The organism is Sphingomonas sp. Root241 (genome assembly GCF_001428865.1).
In the GTDB taxonomy this organism is placed as follows: domain Bacteria; phylum Pseudomonadota; class Alphaproteobacteria; order Sphingomonadales; family Sphingomonadaceae; genus Sphingomonas.
In genome coordinates this window covers 267574-285013 of sequence record NZ_LMIV01000001.1, presented here as the reverse complement: position 1 = coordinate 285013, position 17440 = coordinate 267574, and the positions used below count along the sequence as shown (strand labels likewise).

Here is a 17440-nt window from a genome sequence, read left to right as displayed (position 1 = left end):
CTCATTTGAGCAGCTTGGCGCCCTTTTCGGCGAGCTTCTCGCGCACCTTCGACGCAAAGAGCGCGAGCATCGGCGGCAAGTCGACTTCGGCATGGACGCGGTTGTCGAACACCTGAAGCCTGCTCGCCACCTGCTGCCCCATCGCGCTGACGGTGAAGTGGAGCGTGTCGCCTTCCCAACGCTGCTCGACATGCCCGCCTCCAGGCACGATCTCGGCAATCTTGCTCACCCCGCCCGCGATCCGCGCGCGGGCAGCGTCGCGGCCGAGCTTGTGCGGGATATCGACGACGACCGGGTCAGCCATCAGCGTGCAAACAGATTGGCATCATCACCAAACGCCTTGAATTCGAGTGCGTTGCCGCTCGGATCGCGAAAGAACATCGTCGCCTGCTCGCCGACCTGACCCGGGAACCGGACATGCGGCGCGATCCCGAACGGAATCCCCGCCGCCTCGACGCGCGCCGCGAGCGCTTCCCAGTCGGGCATCGCCAGCACCACGCCGAAATGCGGCACCGGCACATGGTGCCCGTCGACTTCGTTGGCGACCGCCACCGGCTTCGCGGCGGGATCCAGATGCGCGACGATCTGGTGGCCGAACAGGTCGAAGTCGATCCATTGTTCGGAGGAACGCCCCTCCGGGCAGCCGAGCACGCCGCCGTAGAAGGCGCGTGCCGCCGCGAGATCATGGACCGGGAAGGCGAGGTGGAAGGGACGCAGGGTCATCTAATTGCCTCTAGCCGATCCTCCCCCGGAGGGGGAGGGGGACCAAGCGCAGCTTGGTGGAGGGGTAGTCTCCACGGGGCGATGTCGCTTGGGGCAACTACCCCTCCACCGCTTCGCGGTCCCCCTCCCCCTCCGGGGGAGGATGCGCTAAGCCCCACGCCGATGCTCTCCCGCCCCCTGCTCACCGCCCTCATCGCCGGCCTCGTCTCCGCCACGGGTTTCGCGCCGCTGAACCTGTGGCCGATCGCGCTCCTCGCCTTCGCGGTCCTGCTCTGGCTGACCTGGTCCGCGCCCACGCTCAAGGCAGTGCTGCTGCGCGGCTGGGTATTCGGTGTCGGCCACTTCACCGTCGGCAACAACTGGATCCAGCACGCCTTCGATTATCAGGACAAGATGCCGCCCGCGCTCGGCTATTTCGCCGTGCTGCTGCTGGCCTTGTACCTCGCGGTCTATCCGGCATTCGCGATGGGGCTGGCGTGGCGCTTCAGCCGCACGGTCAAGCGACGCGACGGCGGGACCGCGCCCGACCTCGCCTTCGTGCTCGCCGCCGCGGCCTCGTGGATCATTACCGAATATCTGCGCGGCGTGCTGTTCACCGGCTATCCGTGGAACCCGCTGGGCGTGGTCTGGCTGCCGACGCCGCTGGCCCAGATCGCGGCATGGATCGGCACCTATGCCTTGTCGGGAGTCGCGGTCTTCGCCGCGGGCCTGCTCTTCCTCGCATCGCAGCGCCAATATCGCCCGCTGCTGATCGGCGCCCCGCTATTGTTCGTGCTGGCCCTGCTCAACTTGGGCTTTGCGGGGACCTCGCCTTCGCCCGATCCGGCCGCCCCACGCGTGCGCGTCGTGCAGCCCAATATCGGGCAGGAGGGCGTCGGCGAGCCCGATTATCCCGAGCGCGTGCTGGTCAAATTGCTCGAATATAGCGGCCGACCCGGAGAAGCGCCGCGGCTGCTGGTGTGGCCCGAAGGCACGGTCAATTATTATGTCGAGGACGGCTATCCCGACACGCGCTTTTATGGTCGCGCCGATCCGCGCTGGGTACGCATTCGGATCGCCACCAGGCTCGGACCGAAGGACGTCGCACTGATCGGCGGAACCGCCCTGTTCTTCGGCAAGGACGGCAAGATCAACGGCGCGGGCAATTCGGTTTGGTCGCTCGATTCCAAGGGCACGCTGGGCCCGCGCTACGACAAGGCGCATCTCGTCCCTTACGGCGAATATCTGCCGATGCGCACATTGCTGGCGCCGCTCGGCCTCGCCCGCCTCGTGATGGGCGAAGTCGATTTCGTCCCCGGTCCGGGCCCGCGCGCGATCGAAGTGCCCGGGTTCGGCAAGGCCGGCATCCAGATCTGCTACGAGATCATCTTTTCAGGGCAGGTGGTCGATCGCCGCAATCGACCGGATTTCATCTTCAACCCTTCGAACGACGCATGGTTCGGCAAATGGGGCCCGCCGCAGCATCTGGCGCAGGCGCGGCTGCGCGCGATCGAGGAAGGCCTGCCGATCCTGCGCTCGACCCCCACGGGTATCTCGGCGGTGATCGACGCGCACGGTCGCGTGCTCGAATCGATTCCGCATCGCCAGGAAGGCGCGATCGAACTCGCTCTGCCCCGCCCGCTGCCGCCGACATTGTTCGCGCGCCTCGGCAACTGGCTCGCCTTCCTCGTCGCCGGCGCATTCCATCTGTTCGCGATTGCGTTCCGTCGCCTGGGCCGCTAGGGGCAGGATATAAGGAAAGCTTTATATGGGCATGGCAACGGCCCGGCTTCCTTCCCACGATTTGAGGAAAACCATGCGTTCCAATTATCTCTTCACGTCCGAATCGGTTTCGGAAGGCCATCCCGACAAGGTCTCCGACCAGATTTCCGACGCCATCGTCGATCTGTTCCTCTCGAAGGACCCCGAAGCCCGCATCGCCTGCGAGACGCTGACCACCACCCAGCTGGTGGTCCTTGCCGGCGAGATCCGCGGCAAGGGGATCATGGACGAGGCCGGCAATTGGGCGCCGGGCGTGAAGGAAGAGGTCGAGAAGACCGTCCGCGATACGGTCAAGCGCATCGGTTACGAGCAGGACGGCTTCCACTGGGAGACGCTGCGTTTCGAGAACAACCTGCATCCGCAGTCCGCGCACATCGCGCAGGGCGTAGACGCTTCGGGCAACAAGGACGAAGGCGCCGGCGATCAGGGCATCATGTTCGGCTATGCCGCCGACGACACGCCCGACCTGATGCCGGCGACGCTCTATTACAGCCACAAGATCCTCGAGCAGATGGCCGCCGATCGCCATTCGGGCGCGGCGCCGTTCCTCGAGCCGGACGCCAAAAGCCAGGTCACGCTCCGTTACGAAGGCAGCAAGCCCGTCGCAGCCACCGCGATCGTCGTGTCGACCCAGCATGGCAAGGGCTATGACGAAGGCGACAAGGAAGCCGAGCTCCACGCTTATGTGAAGAAGGTCGTCGCCGACATTCTTCCGGCCGAGCTGCTTTCGGACGAGACCGTCTATCACATCAACCCGACCGGCAGCTTCGAGATCGGCGGTCCCGACGGCGACGCCGGCCTGACCGGGCGCAAGATCATCGTCGACACCTATGGCGGCGCGGCCCCGCACGGCGGCGGCGCCTTCTCGGGCAAGGACCCGACCAAGGTCGATCGCTCGGCGGCGTACATCACGCGCTATCTGGCGAAGAACATCGTCGCAGCGGGCCTGGCGCAGCGCTGCACGATCCAGCTCGCCTACGCGATCGGCGTGTCCAAGCCGCTGTCGCTCTATGTCGACACGCACGGCACCGGCACCGTCGGTGACGACAAGATCGAGGAAGCGATCCTAGGCCTGGCCAAGCTCGGCGGGCTCACCCCGCGCGGCATCCGCACGCATCTCGGCCTCAACAAGCCGATCTATCAGAAAACCGCGGCCTATGGCCATTTCGGCCGCAAGGCAGAGGGCGACTTCTTTCCCTGGGAGAAGACCGACCTTGTCGAGGATCTGAAGGCCGCCCTGGCCTGATCCGCGCCGGCGACGGACAAGCAAGGGCCGGGGGAGCAATTCCCCGGCCCTTTTCGTTGCAGGCATCGCATCGGCCCCTTCGCCTCGTCGATAGCAGCGAACCGTGTCCGCTCACCTCGTCTAGGGATAAGTACGGAGGCCCTTCTAAAGGCAGGGGTAACCGCATTTCTTCACTAGATGTGGGAGGTACAGGAACCGAATGGTGGATTCGCAATCAGTGACATCCGAATTGGAGCACAAACCCGTGTCCGACTCGGGTCTGACGATCGCCTTTCAGCCGATCGCCGATCTCTCGGGCAACCGGGTGTACGCCTATGAGGCGATCGTGCGCGGCCGCAACGGCGAGACCTCGGCGGAGATCTACGGGTCGCTCGACGGCGAGGCTCGCGCCACGTTCGGCCAGCGCTGCGCGGCGGCCGCCATCCGCCTGTCGATGGCGGCAGGGCTGGGCACCAGCGGCGCCCGCCTTCTCATTCCCCTCCAGGCCGCCGGGATCGGCGCGCCGGCCGAGCATCTCGAACCGATCCTGCGCGTCGCGCGCATGACCGGACTCATCCCCGAACGCCTGATCTTCGGCCTCGAAGGCTATCAGCAGCTCAAGGGCAGTGCGCTCGCCGAGATCATCGACGTGCACCGCAAAATGGGGCCGCTGACGGCGTTCGTCGGACTTGGCCCGGGCCATTCCGGGCTCGCGCTGTGCGGCCGCTACCTTCCCGAGCTGGTCAAGCTCGAATCGGACCTCGTCAGCGCCATCGCCAGCAGCTGGTCGCGCCGCCTCGTCCTCGAGGATCTCACGCCGCGCATCCGCAGCCTCGGCCTCAAGGTGATCGCCACCGGCGTCGACAGCGAGCCCGTGCTCCAGCGCCTGCGCAGCTTTGGTATCCATCTCGTCCAGGGCGACGAGATTGCCAGCCCGGCGATTCGCGCCCTCCCGAATCCCTCGCTCCGCCGCGCCGCCTGATTCGAACCAGCGTCGGGCTGCCCAGAGCGACGATCCGAACCGCGACTCGCGGCGTTTCCGAAGCATTCGCGCGGAAGCCCGGAGAATCCCTATGGGTGCGAACCCAATGCGGCGACGCACGGAGTGGGCGGCGGCCGCGTTAACCAATATTTCAGCTCACGAAGAGGAGCTTGCATGATCGACACCCACGCCACGCTGTCCACCGTCAAGGTCAACCGCGCCGATCCGCGTCTCGATCTCCGCATCGGCTTCCAGCCGATGATCGCCAAGGGAACCAGCAATCCCTTCGCCTGGCAGGCCGTCGCCACCGGTGTGGACGGCCGCAGCTTCGCCGCCATCTCGGCGTCGCTCCTTCCCGAACAGCGCCCCGCCCTGGAGGCGCGCCGCATCACCCTCACTCTCGAACGCGCCGCCGCGCTCGGTGTCCACGGCGGCGAAACCCTGATCGCAGTTCCTCTCGGCGCCGCCGCCGGACCTGCCGAGCCGCTACTCTCGCATCTCTTCCGCGCCGCGCTGGCGCAGGGCATCGCCACCAACCGGCTGGTGATCGAGATCAACGCCGACGAACGCGGCGATCTGAACCACGCCATCGCGCTCGCCGACGCGTGCACCCGCCGCGGCCTCTCGGTCACACTCGACGGTTTCGCCGCAGGCCCGGTCGCCCTCAAGCTGCTCGCCCGCTTCACGCCGCGCTTCGTCAAGCTCGATCCGTCGCTGGTCCGCGGCATCGATGCCAGCCTCTCGCGCCGACTGATGGCCGAGGGCGTGATGCGACTGGCGCGCAACATGGGCGTCACTGTCATTGCCCGCGGCGCCGAGCGCCGTGGCGAGCACGAAGCGCTCGAGGCGATGGGCGTGCGCCATTTCCAGGTCGAGACCGCGTCGCTGCCCCGGGCCGACCTGCCGCGCCGCGAAGCGCGCAACCCGCTCAGCGCGCCGACGCACCGCCGGCTTGCGCATCACAATCGCATCGCCTTTCCGCTCCGCACTGCCGCGCAGCCGGCCATGGCGCTCGCGCTCCAGGTTGCGTAGCGCCGCCGTCGCGCTAACAGGCGGCATGCCCGATCCCGTCACCATTCGCCGCCTCTATGGACGTTCCAAGGGGCACAAGCTCCGCGAAGGCCAGGCTGCACTGGTCGAGGAGATGCTGCCCAAGGTCAGCGTCCCAGACAACGGTCCGCTCGACTCCACCCTGCTATTTGGCGACAGCCGTCCGCTCGAGTTCGAGATCGGCTTCGGCGGCGGCGAGCATCTCGCCGGCCAGGCGAGGATGCGCCCCGATCAGGGCTTTATCGGCTGCGAGCCCTTCCTCAACGGCGTGGTCAGCGCGCTCAACCACATCCGCGACGACGAGCTCGGCAATGTCCGGCTCCACATGGGCGATGCGCTGGAAGTGCTCGAGCGGCTCCCCGACGCCAGCCTGAGCCGCGTCTATTTGCTCCATCCCGATCCCTGGCCCAAGGCGCGCCACGCCAAGCGGCGCATGATCAACAACGGGCCGCTCGACATGATTGCTGCCAAACTCAAGCCCGGCTGCGAGTTTCGTCTCGGCACCGACGATCCCACATATTGCCGCTGGGCGATGATGGTGATGAACCAGCGCCGCGATTTCGCCTGGCAGGCGGAGAGCGCCGCCGACTTCCTCACGCGTCCGGCCGACTGGCCCGAAACCCGCTACGAGCGCAAGGCGCGCCGCAAGGGGCACGAGGTCTGGTACTTTCGATACGTGCGAATCTAGCTCAGCTCGATCCATACCGGCGCGTGATCGCTGGTCTTCTCCCAACCGCGGACATGCGCGTCGACGTCCGCGGCGCTCAGTTTCTTCGCGGCTGGCGCGTTGAGCAGGAAATGGTCGATCCGCAGCCCGGCATTGCGCGCATATGCGTTCCGGAAATAGTCCCAGAAGGTGTAGATGGTCGCGTCCGGATGGAGCGCGCGCAGCGCATCGGTCCAGCCCTGGTCGAGCATGCGGAACCAGGCGGCCCTGACCTCGGGCGCGAACAGCGCATCCTCGAGCCAGCGTTCGGGCTTGTAGACGTCGCGGTCGGTGGGCATCACGTTGTAGTCGCCCGCGATCACCACTGGCACGTCCATGTCGATCAGCGTGGCGGCATGCGCGATCAGCCGGTCGAACCAGCGGAGCTTGTAGTCGAATTTGGGCCCCGGGCGCGGATTGCCGTTGGGGAGATAGAGCCCGCCCACCAGCACTCCGCCGATCGCGGCCTCGATATACCTGCTGTGGCTGTCGTCGGGATCGCCCGGCAGTCCGCGCCGCGTCTCGACCGGATCACAGCCTTTGGCGAGGATCGCCACGCCGTTCCAGCTCTTCTGCCCATGCCAGATCGCACCATAGCCCGCGTCGCGGATCGCCTGCTCCGGGAACCGCTCGTCGGGTGCCTTCAGTTCCTGAAGGCACACCACGTCGGGCGCGCTCTCGGCAAGCCAGCGAAGCAGCACCGGCAGCCGACCGTTGACGCCGTTCACATTGTACGTCGCTATCCGCACGCCGCGTCCTCCTCGCCCGACAAGGCGTGCAGTGGCAAAGGGTTCCATTCCGCTGGTTGACCCGCCCCGCCGCCGCGCCTAGGGGGCGGCTGCGTGGGTCCGTAGCTCAGTTGGTAGAGCAAGCGACTTTTAATCGAGAGGTCCCGGGTTCGAATCCCGGCGGACCCACCATTTTGCTGGGAGGTTGTGGGGACAACCTTACCCGGTGCCACCGCAACCGAGGTGCCCCACGCCACACATATGGTTTCGTTCTGCCGGTTTGATATGTGATCGCGTTGTCGTGAGCTTCGCGAACGCTTCTCTTAAGCATCTCCATCGCCGAGAGTTGGCGACCGATCATTTCCTCTGACCCAGACGCGGCGCGGAATTTGCCCTCCGTTCCACTTGTCGAGTTTACTCTCGGGGACATCCGTTTTCGATCAGCCATCCGTTGATTTCCTGTTCGGGACTCGGGTCGAAGGGCTGCGGAAAATCATACTTACAGCCAGACGGCGGATCGATCCAACGCACTGGCGATCTCCTGATTTGTCAGTCAATTTCCCTCGACTCTGTCGCCCGCCACATCGAACCGCGTGCAGGGGCGTAAGCTACCAGCCATGGATTTCGCCAAGCAGATACGTCCGGGTAACCCAGATCGCGTTACGCTCATCGCGCATCATGCATTCCAGAGCGCTGCGTCCACCGAAGACCGCCGCCGAGTTCGGTGCTCGCATCCAGGCGTCGGCACGGTCCGGTGAGCGATCTCTTCGGTCAGCTTCTCGGACGAGGTGCCGAACTGCATCCGCTTGAGCCGGGCGATCTGCACCCGCAGCGTGTCGATGATCACCCGCGACAGCGAGTCCGCATCGACCGATGCGTCGACGGTCAGCCGCGCGCCCGACGGCAGTTCGATCCCGATCCTGTCAAGGCACTAAGTTCCGAAGGCACGACGCCGGGACCGCGATGACAGCTCGCACACTTCTCGCCACAGAGTTCCGCACCCGCCGGGATCCGTTCGGGCGAAGCGAGGTCCGCAGGCGGGATGATCCCGCGCCTGCGTCGCGATCGAGCAATGCCCCAACCGGCGCAGTGTGCAGCGCATCGGCCGCGACATTGTATCCGCCCAAATAGACGATGCCGCGGCAGCGAGGAGCAGACGCACTGCCAGCGCGCCGGCAAATGCGAGGATCGGCAGATGATGTCATATCTTTTGCCTGCCGTCGTCTTCTCCTCGGCTGCCCCGCGTTGACGCGGATTCAGAACCAGATGCGCAACCCTGCGACAAAGCTCGTAGTGGTGGGATCCTCGCCGTCGGCGCGCGCGAAATCGGCGGTGCGGCCGGTCTTCGCTTCATGGGTGACGCCGACATAGGGCGCGAACCGGCGCGTGATCTCGTAGCGGAGCCGGAGACCCAGTTCGGCATCGGTGAGGCCGGAGCCGATCCGATTCTCCGGCACGTCCTGCGCGGCGAGGTTGAGCTCGACGCGCGGCTGCAGGATCAGCCGTTGGGTAATCCGCTGATCGTAATAGCCTTCGAGGCGGCCGAGCAGATCGCCTTTGGTCGAAAGGAACAGCGCGCCCTCGACCTCGAACATGTAGGGGGCGAGGCCCTCGAAGCCGACCGTCGCATAGGTGCGGTTCGGCCCGCGCCTGAAATCCTGGCGGACACCGGCCTGGAGATTGAAATAGGGGCCGATCGCATGGCTGTAGAGCGCCTGCACCTCGGCGCTTTCGAGCCGATCGCCGAACGCGCCTTCGCCCTCCGACTTGAGCCAGAGGCGATCGATATCGCCACCGACGAACGCCTCGCCATCCCAGTGATAGCCGTCGCGGCCCTGCCGCGCGCGATATTCGGCGAGGTTGAACATGATTTGATGGAAGATCTGGCCGCCCTGCTCGCGCATCATGCGCTCCCGCGCGCGCGCCATTTCGTCCTGTGGGAACTGACGGTCGGCAAAATGGTCCATCGGCGGTGGGGGTGCGGCCGCATCGCCGGCGGGCAGTGCCGTCCCGGTCATCTCCATCCCGCCGTGCTGGCTCTGCGGAGCCGCGCCGTGCCGGCTATGGTCCTGCATGTCCATGCCGGGCATCGGCTCGGCCGGATCGGACGCGGGCGGCGCCTGGCTCATGTCGTGCCCCGAATGATCCATGCCCTCCATGCCGCCGCTTTGCGGCGCCGCAGGCTTGGCGGGCTTCGCTGCCCGCTTCTTGGGCGCAGGCTTTTTAGGCGCCGGCTTCTTCGCCGGGGCAGGCGTCTGCATGTCCGGCATGTTCATGCCCTGATGCTGCGAATGCTCCTGCGCGAGCACCGGCTGGGCAAAGGCGAGCGCCGTGGACGCCGCGAGCGCAGTGAGGGCCCGGCTCATGCCGCCTCTCCCTTCGGCCGCACGCTGACGATCCGCATCATGCCCGCTTCCATGTGGTAGAGCAGGTGGCAGTGGAACGCCCAGTCGCCGACCGCGTCGGCGGTGAAATCCCACGTCACTTTTCCGCCCGGCTGGACCAGCACGGTATGTTTGCGCGGAGCATGATCGCCGTGACCGGTGACCAGCTCGAAGAAATGGCCGTGGATGTGGATCGGATGGCTCATCATGGTGTCGTTGATGAGGTTCACCCGCACCCGCTCGCCCTCGGCGAACGGGATCGGCTCGTGCTTGTCCGACATCTTCTCGCCGTCGAACGACCACATGAACCGTTCCATGTTGCCGGTCAGGTGGATGTCGATGCTGCGCGACGGCGCGCGCACGTCCGGATTGCGATCGAGCGCCATCAGGTCCTTGTAGACCAGCACCTTGTGCCCGGCGTCCTCGAGGCCTTGGCCCGGCTCGCCGGTGCGGTCCATCGGCATCGGCGAGATCGTCTGCACGCCGGGGCCCTTCCTGACCAGGGGGGCGTTCGAGAAGTCGCGCATCTTCATCGAGCCGTGGCCCATGCCGGCCATCGCTTTATGGTCCATGCCCTGCATCGATCCGTGATCCATGCCGGACATGTTCGACATGTCCATGCCCATGTCCTTCATCGTCGCGATCGGGCGTTTTCTCAGCGGCGGCACTTCGCCGGCCATGCCGGGGCGCGGCGCCAGCGTCGCGCGCGCCATCCCCGAGCGGTCGACCGCCTCGGCGACGATCGTATAGGCCTGGTCCTCGGCCGGCGTGACGATCGCATCATAGGTCTCCGCGACACCGATCTGGAACTCTTCGACTTCGACCGGATGGACATTCTGGCCGTCGGCCTGGACGATCGTCAGCGGGAGTCCGGGGATGCGCACGTTGAAGTTGGTCATCGCCGAGGCATTGATCACGCGCAGCCGCACGCGTTCGCCGAGCTTGAACAGTCCGGTCCAGTTATCGCGCGGGCCATGGCCGTTGACGACATAGGTGTAGGCGGCACCGGTGACGTCGAGCACGTCGGTGGGGTCCATGCGCATCCGGCCCCAGTCGAGCCGGTCCTTGAGTTTCTGGTCACGGCCGGAAAGCAGGCCGGCAAGCGTCTGGCGCTGGAGATTGAAATGCCCCGGATCGACCTTCATCCGGCGGAAGATCTCCTGCGGGGAAATCCGGCTGTGATCGGCGAGCACGAGCACATGCTCGCGATCATATTGGACCGGATCGGGGCCGGCGGGATCGATCACGATCGGGCCGTAGTGACCAAGCTGTTCCTGGAGCCCCGAATGGCTGTGATACCAGTAGGTGCCGTTCTGCCGAAGCGGGAACTCGTAGAGGAAGCTCGAACGAGGCTTGATGCCGGGAAAGGACACGCCCGGCACGCCGTCGAACTGCGGCGGCACGAGCAGGCCGTGCCAGTGGATCGAGCTGTCCTCGTCGAGATCGTTGACGACGTTCAGCCGCACCGTCTGGCCCTCGCGCAGACGCAGCAGTGGCGCGGGTACGGTGCCGTTGATGCCGATCGCATTGGACTTGCGGCCGTCGAGGACCAGCGCCATCCGCGCGATCCTGAGCGTGATATCGTTGCCCGAGAGCGTCGGCAGCGGTCGCACGATCCCCGCCGAAACCGTCTGTGCCCATGCCGGGAACCAGGTCGACACTGCGAGCCCGCCCCCCGCGAGCGCGGCACCGCGAAGCATCTGGCGGCGATCGATCCTGTTCTTCATGTCTGTCCCCGTGACGGGCCTGAGCCTATGATTGCGATACGCGCGTCTTCGGCGGTGCCCTCACACGCCGTATCTTTTTCGTTCGACCCAGATGGGGTTTGACACCGTGTCAGAGTCAAGAAGGGTTCAGTCGCTCGGAAAGTTTGGCACGGGCGCGGCGCAACCGGGTTTCGACGGCCTTTTCGGTGATGCCGAGGATTGCCGCAGTCTCCGCTTGGCTCATGTCCTCGACTGCGCGCAGCACCAGCGGTTCACGCAAGGCGGCGGGAAGTTCGGCGATCGCCGCGGCGACGCGCCGAACTTCGGCGCGATCCGCGGCTTCGGCATCCGGTAGCGCCCGATCTTCCGGAACTTCGGCGCTGCTCGAGTCGAGCGGCAGCGCGAAGGCGAACAGCCGCCGGACCATGCGGCGCCGACGCCAGTCACGGCATTTGTTGAGCGCGATCCTCGCCAGCCAACGCCGCATCGGACGCAGCGCATCGTAGCGGCCAAGCGCGCGATGTGCCGCGACGAACGTTTCCTGGACGAGATCGAGCGCTTCCTCGGGATCGCCGATATTGCCGGCGACGATGCGAAAGATCGCATCGCGGTGCCGGCGCATGATCTCGGCATAAGCGGCATCGCGCCCGTCGAGGCTCAGGATTGCGAGTTCGCCGTCACTCAGCGCGGACAGGTTGAGGCTCACCGCGCGTCGACGGTCAGCGCCTTCACCACGGCCCGATCGAATTTGTCCGCCTGGTCGGGATGCAGGATCTGCCGCATTGCGAAGATGTGTGCGAGCGTCGCCTTTTGAAGCTCGCCCATGGCGACGTGCGACGAATCGACCGCCGCCGCGACCTTCGGTCCATTGCCGTGCTCGGCCTGGATGGCATCGGCGAGCCGCGCATTGGCGGCACGCAGTTCGAGCTCGAGCGCGCGGCGACGCATCGCGAATTGCCGCTCGATCACCTCGATCCGCGCCTCCTGACCGGCATCGAGCTTGAGTTGATGGTGCAGGACATCGTGCAGTTCGGACGCCGGTGCCCGCGCCGGCATCAACACCCGGCCGGCAAAAACGCCTGCGATGCCAGCGAGGAAGGCGACGACCGCAACGCCGACCGTCCAGCGCCAGGGCTTCATCAACCGGCTGCCAGCAACGTGGAGGGGGCAAGCGGGCTCGACGGGCCGAAGGGCGATAGCGTGTCCGGCGACGCCGTCGCCGTTACGGGGCTCCCGGCGGCGAAGCCCAGGCCAAGAGCTACGACCACCGCGACCGCACCTACCCGCAACCGGTGCGTAGCCTGCGCGGCGAACGCCGCTTCCTCGCGCACCCGTGCGAACACCTTGCCCTCGATCTCCGCCAAGCCAGCGGGCATCGGCGTAGCCGATAGGCGGCCAAGCGCCTCATCCAGATCCATGTTCATGTCATCGCTCCGCTCGCCCCTTTTCTGCCTTTACGCAGATGAACAGCTGATCCCTCACATTATTGTCCGGCCCGCATCGAACCGCTTGAATGAAGGTTGATGAGGGTTGCAGCTCGGCGATGCGTATTGTCCAGAAGACCGGCATGTCGCCGGCGCCTGGAGTGAATCCCGAATGCGCTTTGCCCCTGTTCTCACCATCGCTGCGCTCGTCGCGCCGCTGCCCGCTTTTGCTCACCCCAAGCTCGTCTTGGCAACGCCCGCGGCCAATGCCGCAACCGCACCGACCGCGCGCGTGCAACTCGTCTTCTCCGAACGTCTGATCGGGCAGTTCTCCAGCGCGGAAATCGTGATGACCGAGATGGCGGGCATGAAGATGCACGGGCCGATGAAGATGTCGGTCAAAGCGAGCGTTGCCGGGGACGGCAAGACGCTGGTGCTGACGCTGGCAAAGCCGCTGCCCAAGGGCAGTTACCGCGTCGACTGGCACGTGGTGTCGGCCGACACCCACCGGGTGCAGGGCAACTACAGCTTCAAAGTCCAGTAAACGTGGACGCAGTCGCGGTCGCCCTTCGGTTCGGGCTCTATCTCGACCTGATGGTGCTGTTCGGCGTCGCCGCGTTCGGCTTTTACGGCCTGCGCGGCGACGAGCGCCGATCGGGCGCCGCGATTGCATTCCGCCTGCTGCTTGGCGGCACGGCGCTGCTCGGCCTGCTGCTGTCGGCAGCAGGGCTGGCTGCGCTCGCCGCCGCGATGGCCGGCATGCCGCTTATGGCAGTCGATTCCGGCTCGATCGCGATGGTCGTCACCGAGATCGCGGTCGGGACCGCCTGGATCGTACGGGTGGCGGCTCTCGTCCTCGTTCTGGTCTCGGTGCTGGCGGGCGGCAAACGACCAGTGCTCATGCTGTCGGGCGCCGGTCTGGGCGGCGGGGTCGCATTGGCCAGCCTTGCGTGGGGCGGCCATGCCGCCATGGGCGAGGACGCGGCCGGCGCGGTACAGCTCGGCGCCGATATCCTTCACCTGCTCGCAGCTGGGATCTGGATCGGCGCGCTGGTCGCGCTTCTCCTGCTCGTCTTCCGGCGGAGCGAGCGGGTGACCATCGATCATCTCTGGCTGTCACATCGGGCGCTGGACGGTTTCGCGACGATCGGGACGGTCGTCGTCGGGACGCTGATCGTCACGGGCGCGGCGAACCTGCTCCTGCTGCTGGGTTTCGATCAACTCAGCGCGCTGCCGGGGTCACTCTATGGGCAACTCCTGCTCTTCAAGCTCCTGGCGTTCGCCGTGATGCTCGGTCTGGCCGCATCGCACCGCTTCCGGCTCGTACCGGCGTTCGAGCGGGCGCTCGCAGCCGAGGATCACCGGGCGGCGCTCGGCGTGCTGCGGACAAGCTTGGTCGTCGAGACCCTCTGCGCAGCGCTGATCCTCGCGCTGGTGGCATGGCTCGGCACGCTCGATCCGTTGCCGACCTGAGGCAGGGCGGTCCGATCGGAGGGCGAGTGGCGAGGGCTTTGCGCTCGCCGCGCGTAGGCAATGGGAGACGCCGCACGGGCGCTATGAAATGCCCGTCTGGCCATGCGCCACAAAGCTTTCGGGTTCCGCTTGACCCTGACACCATGTCAGACCTTATCTGATGCTGCGTTGGAGGAATCGACGCATGAATCATGACCATCACGCGCATCACGGCCACGGCAAGGGCTGTTGCTCGAATCACGGCGAACCGGCGACCAACGCCGCGGCACAGGTCGAGGACCCGGTCTGCGGGATGACCGTCGATCCGGCAAAGGCCCCGCATCGTGCCTGGCATGACGGCGAGGACTATCCTTTCTGCAGCGCCGGATGCCGGACGAAGTTCCTGGCGGATCCCGAACGCTATCTGAGCGACGCCCCGCCTCCCGAGCCCGAAGCCACGCCCAGCGCGATGTGGACCTGTCCGATGCATCCGCAGATCCGGCAGGAAGGTCCCGGCACCTGCCCGATCTGCGGCATGGCGCTCGAGCCCGAAGAGCCGACGCTCGACGACCGGCCCAACCCCGAGCTGGTCGATTTCACGCGGCGATTGTGGACGTCGGCGATCCTCGCGGCGCCGCTGCTCGCCGTGTCGATGGGTGCGGAGATGCTCGGGCTAGAGCTGGTGCGCCCCGCCGCCTCGCCCTGGGTGCAGCTCGCTCTTACGGCGCCGATCGTGCTGTGGGCCGGCCTGCCCTTTTTCGAGCGCGGCTGGGCATCGCTCAGGTCGCGCCACTACAACATGTTCACGCTGATCGCGATCGGGGTCGGCGCGGCGTTCCTCTATAGCCTGGTCGCGACGCTCGCGCCGCAGCTGTTCCCGCCGAGCTTCCGCCAGCACGGCATGATGGTGCCGGTCTATTACGAAGCCGCGGGCGTGGTGGTCACGCTCGTGCTGCTCGGGCAGGTGCTCGAGCTCAGGGCGCGCGCTGCCACCGGTCGTGCGATACGCGCGCTGATGGATCTCGCGCCCAAGCTTGCGCGCCGGATCGAGGCGGACGGCAGTGAAGCCGAAGTGACCCTTGCCGACGTCGTCGCAGGCGACCGGCTGCGTGTTCACCCGGGTGAAGCGGTGCCGGTCGACGGGATCGTGCTCGAGGGACGCTCGTCGGTCGATGAATCGATGCTCACCGGCGAGCCCGCCCCCGTGGTCAAGGAGGCGGGTGCGCAGGTCACCGGCGGCACGGTCAACGGCACCGGCAGCCTGGTGATGGAGGCGCGCGCGGTCGGATCGGACACGGTGCTCGCACGCGTCGTCCGGATGGTCGCCGAGGCGCAGCGCAGCCGCGCGCCGATCCAGGCGGTGGCCGACCGCATCTCGGGCTGGTTCGTGCCGCTGGTGGTGCTGATCGCAGCTCTGACCTTCGTCGTCTGGAATCTAGTCGGCCCCGAACCCGCGTTCGGCCACGCGCTGCTCAATGCCATCGCCGTGCTGATCATCGCCTGTCCCTGTGCGCTCGGCCTCGCGACGCCGATGTCGGTGATGGTCGGCACCGGACGCGGTGCGCATGCCGGCGTGCTGATCAAGAATGCCGAGGCGCTCCAGGCGTTGGAAAAGGTCGACACGCTGGTGATCGACAAGACCGGCACGCTCACCGAGGGTCGGCCGAAGCTGATCGCAGTCGAGCCGGTCGCGGGCCTTGCCGAGGACGAACTGCTGGCCGCGGCGGCTGCCGTCGAGAGCCGATCCGAGCACCCGCTCGCCCATGCGATCGTCGAGGCGGCCGAGGAGCGCGGCCTCAAGCTCGGAGGCGTCGAGACCTTCGATTCGCAGACCGGGCTTGGCATCAGTGGCCGCGTCGGCGGACGCATGGTCGTGCTCGGCAACGCTGTGCAGATGCGCCGGATCGATGCCGATCCCGCGCCGCTCGAAGCCGCCGCCGAACGGCACCGCGGCGCGGGAGCAGGTGTGATGCTGGTTGCGATCGATGGCAAGGTCGCGGGACTGCTTGCCGTCGCCGATCCGATCAAGCCGTCGGCGCGCGATGCGCTAGCGGCGCTCCATGCGGAGGGCCTTCGCATCGTCATGCTGACCGGCGACAGCCGCGGCACGGCCGAGGCGATCGCCCGCACGATCGGGGGCATCGACGAGGTCCATGCCGATCTTCGCCCCGAGGACAAGGCGCGGATCGTCGGCGAACTCAAGGCCAAGGGCGCGCGGGTTGTGATGGCGGGCGACGGCATCAACGACGCCCCCGCGCTCGCTGCGGCCGATGTCGGCGTGGCGATGGGAACGGGTACCGACGTCGCGATCGAGAGCGCGGGTATGACGCTAACCAAGGGCGACCTCTCGGCGATGGTGCGCGCGCGCCGGCTGGCGAAGGCGACGATGGCCAACATCCGCCAGAATTTGTTCTTCTCGTTCCTGTTCAACGGCATCGGCGTTCCGGTCGCGGCGGGGCTGCTCTATCCGGTGGCGGGCATCCTCATGTCGCCGATGTTCGCCGGCGCCGCGATGGCGCTTTCGAGCTTCACTATCGTATTGAATGCGCTGCGATTGAATGCGGTGAGGCTATGAATATCGGGCAAGCGTCGAAGGCGAGCGGCGTCTCGCAGCGGATGATCCGCCATTATGAGAAGCTCGGTTTGATCCCGGCGCCGCCGCGCCGCGACAGCGGCTATCGCGACTATTCGGACGCCGACATCCACCGCCTGCAGTTCATCGCCAACGCCCGCGACCTCGGCTTCCCGATCGCCGAGATCGAAACGCTGCTTGCCCTCTGGTCCGATCGCAACCGGTCGAGCAGCGAGGTCAAACAGCTGGCCGAGGCACGCGCCGCCGAGCTCGGCCGGAAGGCCAGGGCGCTCGAGGCGATGCGGGCGACGTTGCTCGACCTTGCGCGCCGCTGCCAGGGCAATGCCCGGCCCGACTGTCCAATACTAGCGGAGCTGGAGAGCAACTGACACGCTGCCGGCACACCATGAGGAATGGGGAACCGCCGAGACCTCAAAACTTTTGAACGGCATCTGTCTCGCTGCCTCTTCGAGGGCTTCGGCGATTGGGCGGCTATACCGGCTTGCAAATAGGAAGCACCAGGCTTGGCCAATTGGTCGAGACTCAATTGAAATCGAAACTTAGCCATTTCGAGCCGCGGTATCTCGGCCATTTCGCGCCGCTTGGCGTAGAGATGTTCTTCGTTCTCAGCGGCCGGCTGATGGCGGAGTTGCTAATCGTGCGTCAGCAACCCTTGCCGACCTTTGTTCTGCGACGGGCATCGCGTCCTCCCCTTCCTGTTGTTCTA

General features: G+C 66.5%; 19 protein-coding genes and 1 tRNA gene. 10 read left to right on the top strand and 10 right to left on the bottom strand.

Annotated elements, in window-relative coordinates:
• Position 1: 1 nt before the first annotated feature.
• Together ASE13_RS01465 and ASE13_RS01460 are read right to left on the bottom strand one after the other, a co-directional pair.
• Positions 2 to 304, bottom strand: a complete 303-nt coding sequence (locus ASE13_RS01465; RefSeq protein ID WP_056610456.1) for a polyhydroxyalkanoic acid system family protein — start codon at positions 302 to 304, stop codon at positions 2 to 4.
• Entirely contained in the window at positions 304 to 723 is a 420-nt protein-coding gene (locus ASE13_RS01460; protein WP_056610454.1) for a VOC family protein, read from the bottom strand. Before ASE13_RS01460 ends, ASE13_RS01465 begins: the two co-directional genes overlap by 1 nt.
• A gap of 162 nt (positions 724 to 885) precedes the next feature.
• On the opposite strand from ASE13_RS01460, the gene lnt reads away from it, so the two are divergent.
• The 5 genes from lnt to trmB all read left to right on the top strand — a co-directional run bounded on the left by lnt (position 886) and on the right by trmB (position 6429).
• Complete coding sequence (lnt, locus tag ASE13_RS01455; protein WP_056610451.1) at positions 886 to 2445, top strand: apolipoprotein N-acyltransferase; 1560 nt, start codon at positions 886 to 888, stop codon at positions 2443 to 2445.
• A gap of 73 nt (positions 2446 to 2518) precedes the next feature.
• Complete coding sequence (gene metK, locus ASE13_RS01450) at positions 2519 to 3730, top strand: methionine adenosyltransferase (RefSeq protein WP_056610449.1); 1212 nt, start codon at positions 2519 to 2521, stop codon at positions 3728 to 3730.
• Between the two features lie 244 nt (positions 3731 to 3974).
• Positions 3975 to 4691 carry an EAL domain-containing protein gene (locus tag ASE13_RS01445; RefSeq protein ID WP_162254658.1) on the top strand — a complete coding sequence of 239 codons (717 nt, stop codon included), beginning with the start codon at positions 3975 to 3977 and terminating at the stop codon, positions 4689 to 4691.
• Positions 4692 to 4865: 174 nt separating this feature from the next.
• Entirely contained in the window at positions 4866 to 5723 is an 858-nt protein-coding gene (locus tag ASE13_RS01440) for an EAL domain-containing protein (protein ID WP_056610445.1), read from the top strand.
• A gap of 25 nt (positions 5724 to 5748) precedes the next feature.
• Positions 5749 to 6429 (top strand): tRNA (guanosine(46)-N7)-methyltransferase TrmB, encoded by a 681-nt coding sequence (gene trmB / locus ASE13_RS01435; protein ID WP_056610443.1) that lies wholly within the window; start codon positions 5749 to 5751, stop codon positions 6427 to 6429.
• Here trmB and xth read toward each other — a convergent pair.
• A complete protein-coding gene (gene xth / locus ASE13_RS01430; RefSeq protein ID WP_056610441.1) occupies positions 6426 to 7196 on the bottom strand; it encodes an exodeoxyribonuclease III in 771 nt (256 codons plus the stop codon). The two genes, trmB and xth, sit on opposite strands and share 4 nt — an antisense overlap.
• Before the next feature lie 95 nt (positions 7197 to 7291).
• Between xth and ASE13_RS01425 the strand changes: the two genes are divergently transcribed.
• A tRNA-Lys gene (locus ASE13_RS01425) sits at positions 7292 to 7367 on the top strand.
• Between the two features lie 416 nt (positions 7368 to 7783).
• On the opposite strand, the gene ASE13_RS20450 is transcribed toward ASE13_RS01425, so the two are convergent.
• The 7 genes from ASE13_RS20450 to ASE13_RS01400 form a co-directional block, all read right to left on the bottom strand.
• Positions 7784 to 7909: a hypothetical protein gene (locus tag ASE13_RS20450; protein ID WP_082596315.1), complete on the bottom strand. Its 126-nt coding sequence runs from the start codon at positions 7907 to 7909 to the stop codon at positions 7784 to 7786.
• The gene (locus ASE13_RS20200) at positions 7852 to 8022 is read right to left on the bottom strand and encodes a transposase (RefSeq protein ID WP_235536803.1); all 171 of its coding nucleotides are present in this window, start codon (positions 8020 to 8022) and stop codon (positions 7852 to 7854) included. Before ASE13_RS20200 ends, ASE13_RS20450 begins: the two co-directional genes overlap by 58 nt.
• Positions 8023 to 8431: 409 nt before the next feature.
• Positions 8432 to 9541: a copper resistance protein B gene (locus tag ASE13_RS01420; protein ID WP_056610439.1), complete on the bottom strand. Its 1110-nt coding sequence runs from the start codon at positions 9539 to 9541 to the stop codon at positions 8432 to 8434.
• Positions 9538 to 11286: a copper resistance system multicopper oxidase gene (locus ASE13_RS01415; RefSeq protein ID WP_056610437.1), complete on the bottom strand. Its 1749-nt coding sequence runs from the start codon at positions 11284 to 11286 to the stop codon at positions 9538 to 9540. Before ASE13_RS01415 ends, ASE13_RS01420 begins: the two co-directional genes overlap by 4 nt.
• Positions 11287 to 11401: 115 nt before the next feature.
• The gene (locus ASE13_RS01410; RefSeq protein ID WP_056610435.1) at positions 11402 to 11971 is read right to left on the bottom strand and encodes an RNA polymerase sigma factor; all 570 of its coding nucleotides are present in this window, start codon (positions 11969 to 11971) and stop codon (positions 11402 to 11404) included.
• Positions 11968 to 12405: a periplasmic heavy metal sensor gene (locus ASE13_RS01405; protein ID WP_056610432.1), complete on the bottom strand. Its 438-nt coding sequence runs from the start codon at positions 12403 to 12405 to the stop codon at positions 11968 to 11970. Before ASE13_RS01405 ends, ASE13_RS01410 begins: the two co-directional genes overlap by 4 nt.
• Positions 12405 to 12641, bottom strand: a complete 237-nt coding sequence (locus ASE13_RS01400) for a hypothetical protein (RefSeq protein ID WP_235536802.1) — start codon at positions 12639 to 12641, stop codon at positions 12405 to 12407. The genes ASE13_RS01405 and ASE13_RS01400 overlap by 1 nt, the downstream gene beginning before the upstream one ends.
• A 220-nt stretch (positions 12642 to 12861) precedes the next feature.
• On the opposite strand from ASE13_RS01400, the gene copC reads away from it, so the two are divergent.
• The 4 genes from copC (at position 12862) to cueR (ending at position 17102) form a co-directional block, all read left to right on the top strand.
• Positions 12862 to 13233, top strand: coding sequence for a copper homeostasis periplasmic binding protein CopC (gene copC, locus ASE13_RS01395; RefSeq protein ID WP_056610430.1), 372 nt, complete (start codon positions 12862 to 12864; stop codon positions 13231 to 13233).
• A gap of 2 nt (positions 13234 to 13235) precedes the next feature.
• Positions 13236 to 14162, top strand: a complete 927-nt coding sequence (copD, locus tag ASE13_RS01390) for a copper homeostasis membrane protein CopD (protein ID WP_235536801.1) — start codon at positions 13236 to 13238, stop codon at positions 14160 to 14162.
• 184 nt (positions 14163 to 14346) lie between these two features.
• A complete protein-coding gene (locus ASE13_RS01385) occupies positions 14347 to 16716 on the top strand; it encodes a heavy metal translocating P-type ATPase (RefSeq protein ID WP_082596314.1) in 2370 nt (789 codons plus the stop codon).
• On the top strand, positions 16713 to 17102 hold the full coding sequence (gene cueR, locus ASE13_RS01380) for a Cu(I)-responsive transcriptional regulator (RefSeq protein WP_056610428.1): 390 nt from the start codon (positions 16713 to 16715) through the stop codon (positions 17100 to 17102). Before ASE13_RS01385 ends, cueR begins: the two co-directional genes overlap by 4 nt.
• Positions 17103 to 17440: the final 338 nt, after the last annotated feature.

What these genes read in the sequence shown, in the direction of transcription:
- ASE13_RS01465 (WP_056610456.1), bottom strand. Translation starts at nt 304, where the DNA reads ATGGCTGACCCGGTCGTCGTCGATATCCCGCACAAGCTCGGCCGCGAC.
- ASE13_RS01460 (WP_056610454.1), bottom strand. Translation starts at nt 723, where the DNA reads ATGACCCTGCGTCCCTTCCACCTCGCCTTCCCGGTCCATGATCTCGCG.
- lnt (WP_056610451.1), top strand. Translation starts at nt 886, where the DNA reads ATGCTCTCCCGCCCCCTGCTCACCGCCCTCATCGCCGGCCTCGTCTCC.
- metK (WP_056610449.1), top strand. Translation starts at nt 2,519, where the DNA reads ATGCGTTCCAATTATCTCTTCACGTCCGAATCGGTTTCGGAAGGCCAT.
- ASE13_RS01440 (WP_056610445.1), top strand. Translation starts at nt 4,866, where the DNA reads ATGATCGACACCCACGCCACGCTGTCCACCGTCAAGGTCAACCGCGCC.
- trmB (WP_056610443.1), top strand. Translation starts at nt 5,749, where the DNA reads ATGCCCGATCCCGTCACCATTCGCCGCCTCTATGGACGTTCCAAGGGG.
- ASE13_RS20450 (WP_082596315.1), bottom strand. Translation starts at nt 7,909, where the DNA reads ATGCGAGCACCGAACTCGGCGGCGGTCTTCGGTGGACGCAGCGCTCTG.
- ASE13_RS01420 (WP_056610439.1), bottom strand. Translation starts at nt 9,541, where the DNA reads ATGAGCCGGGCCCTCACTGCGCTCGCGGCGTCCACGGCGCTCGCCTTT.
- ASE13_RS01415 (WP_056610437.1), bottom strand. Translation starts at nt 11,286, where the DNA reads ATGAAGAACAGGATCGATCGCCGCCAGATGCTTCGCGGTGCCGCGCTC.
- ASE13_RS01405 (WP_056610432.1), bottom strand. Translation starts at nt 12,405, where the DNA reads ATGAAGCCCTGGCGCTGGACGGTCGGCGTTGCGGTCGTCGCCTTCCTC.
- ASE13_RS01400 (WP_235536802.1), bottom strand. Translation starts at nt 12,641, where the DNA reads ATGCCCGCTGGCTTGGCGGAGATCGAGGGCAAGGTGTTCGCACGGGTG.
- copC (WP_056610430.1), top strand. Translation starts at nt 12,862, where the DNA reads ATGCGCTTTGCCCCTGTTCTCACCATCGCTGCGCTCGTCGCGCCGCTG.
- ASE13_RS01385 (WP_082596314.1), top strand. Translation starts at nt 14,347, where the DNA reads ATGAATCATGACCATCACGCGCATCACGGCCACGGCAAGGGCTGTTGC.
- cueR (WP_056610428.1), top strand. Translation starts at nt 16,713, where the DNA reads ATGAATATCGGGCAAGCGTCGAAGGCGAGCGGCGTCTCGCAGCGGATG.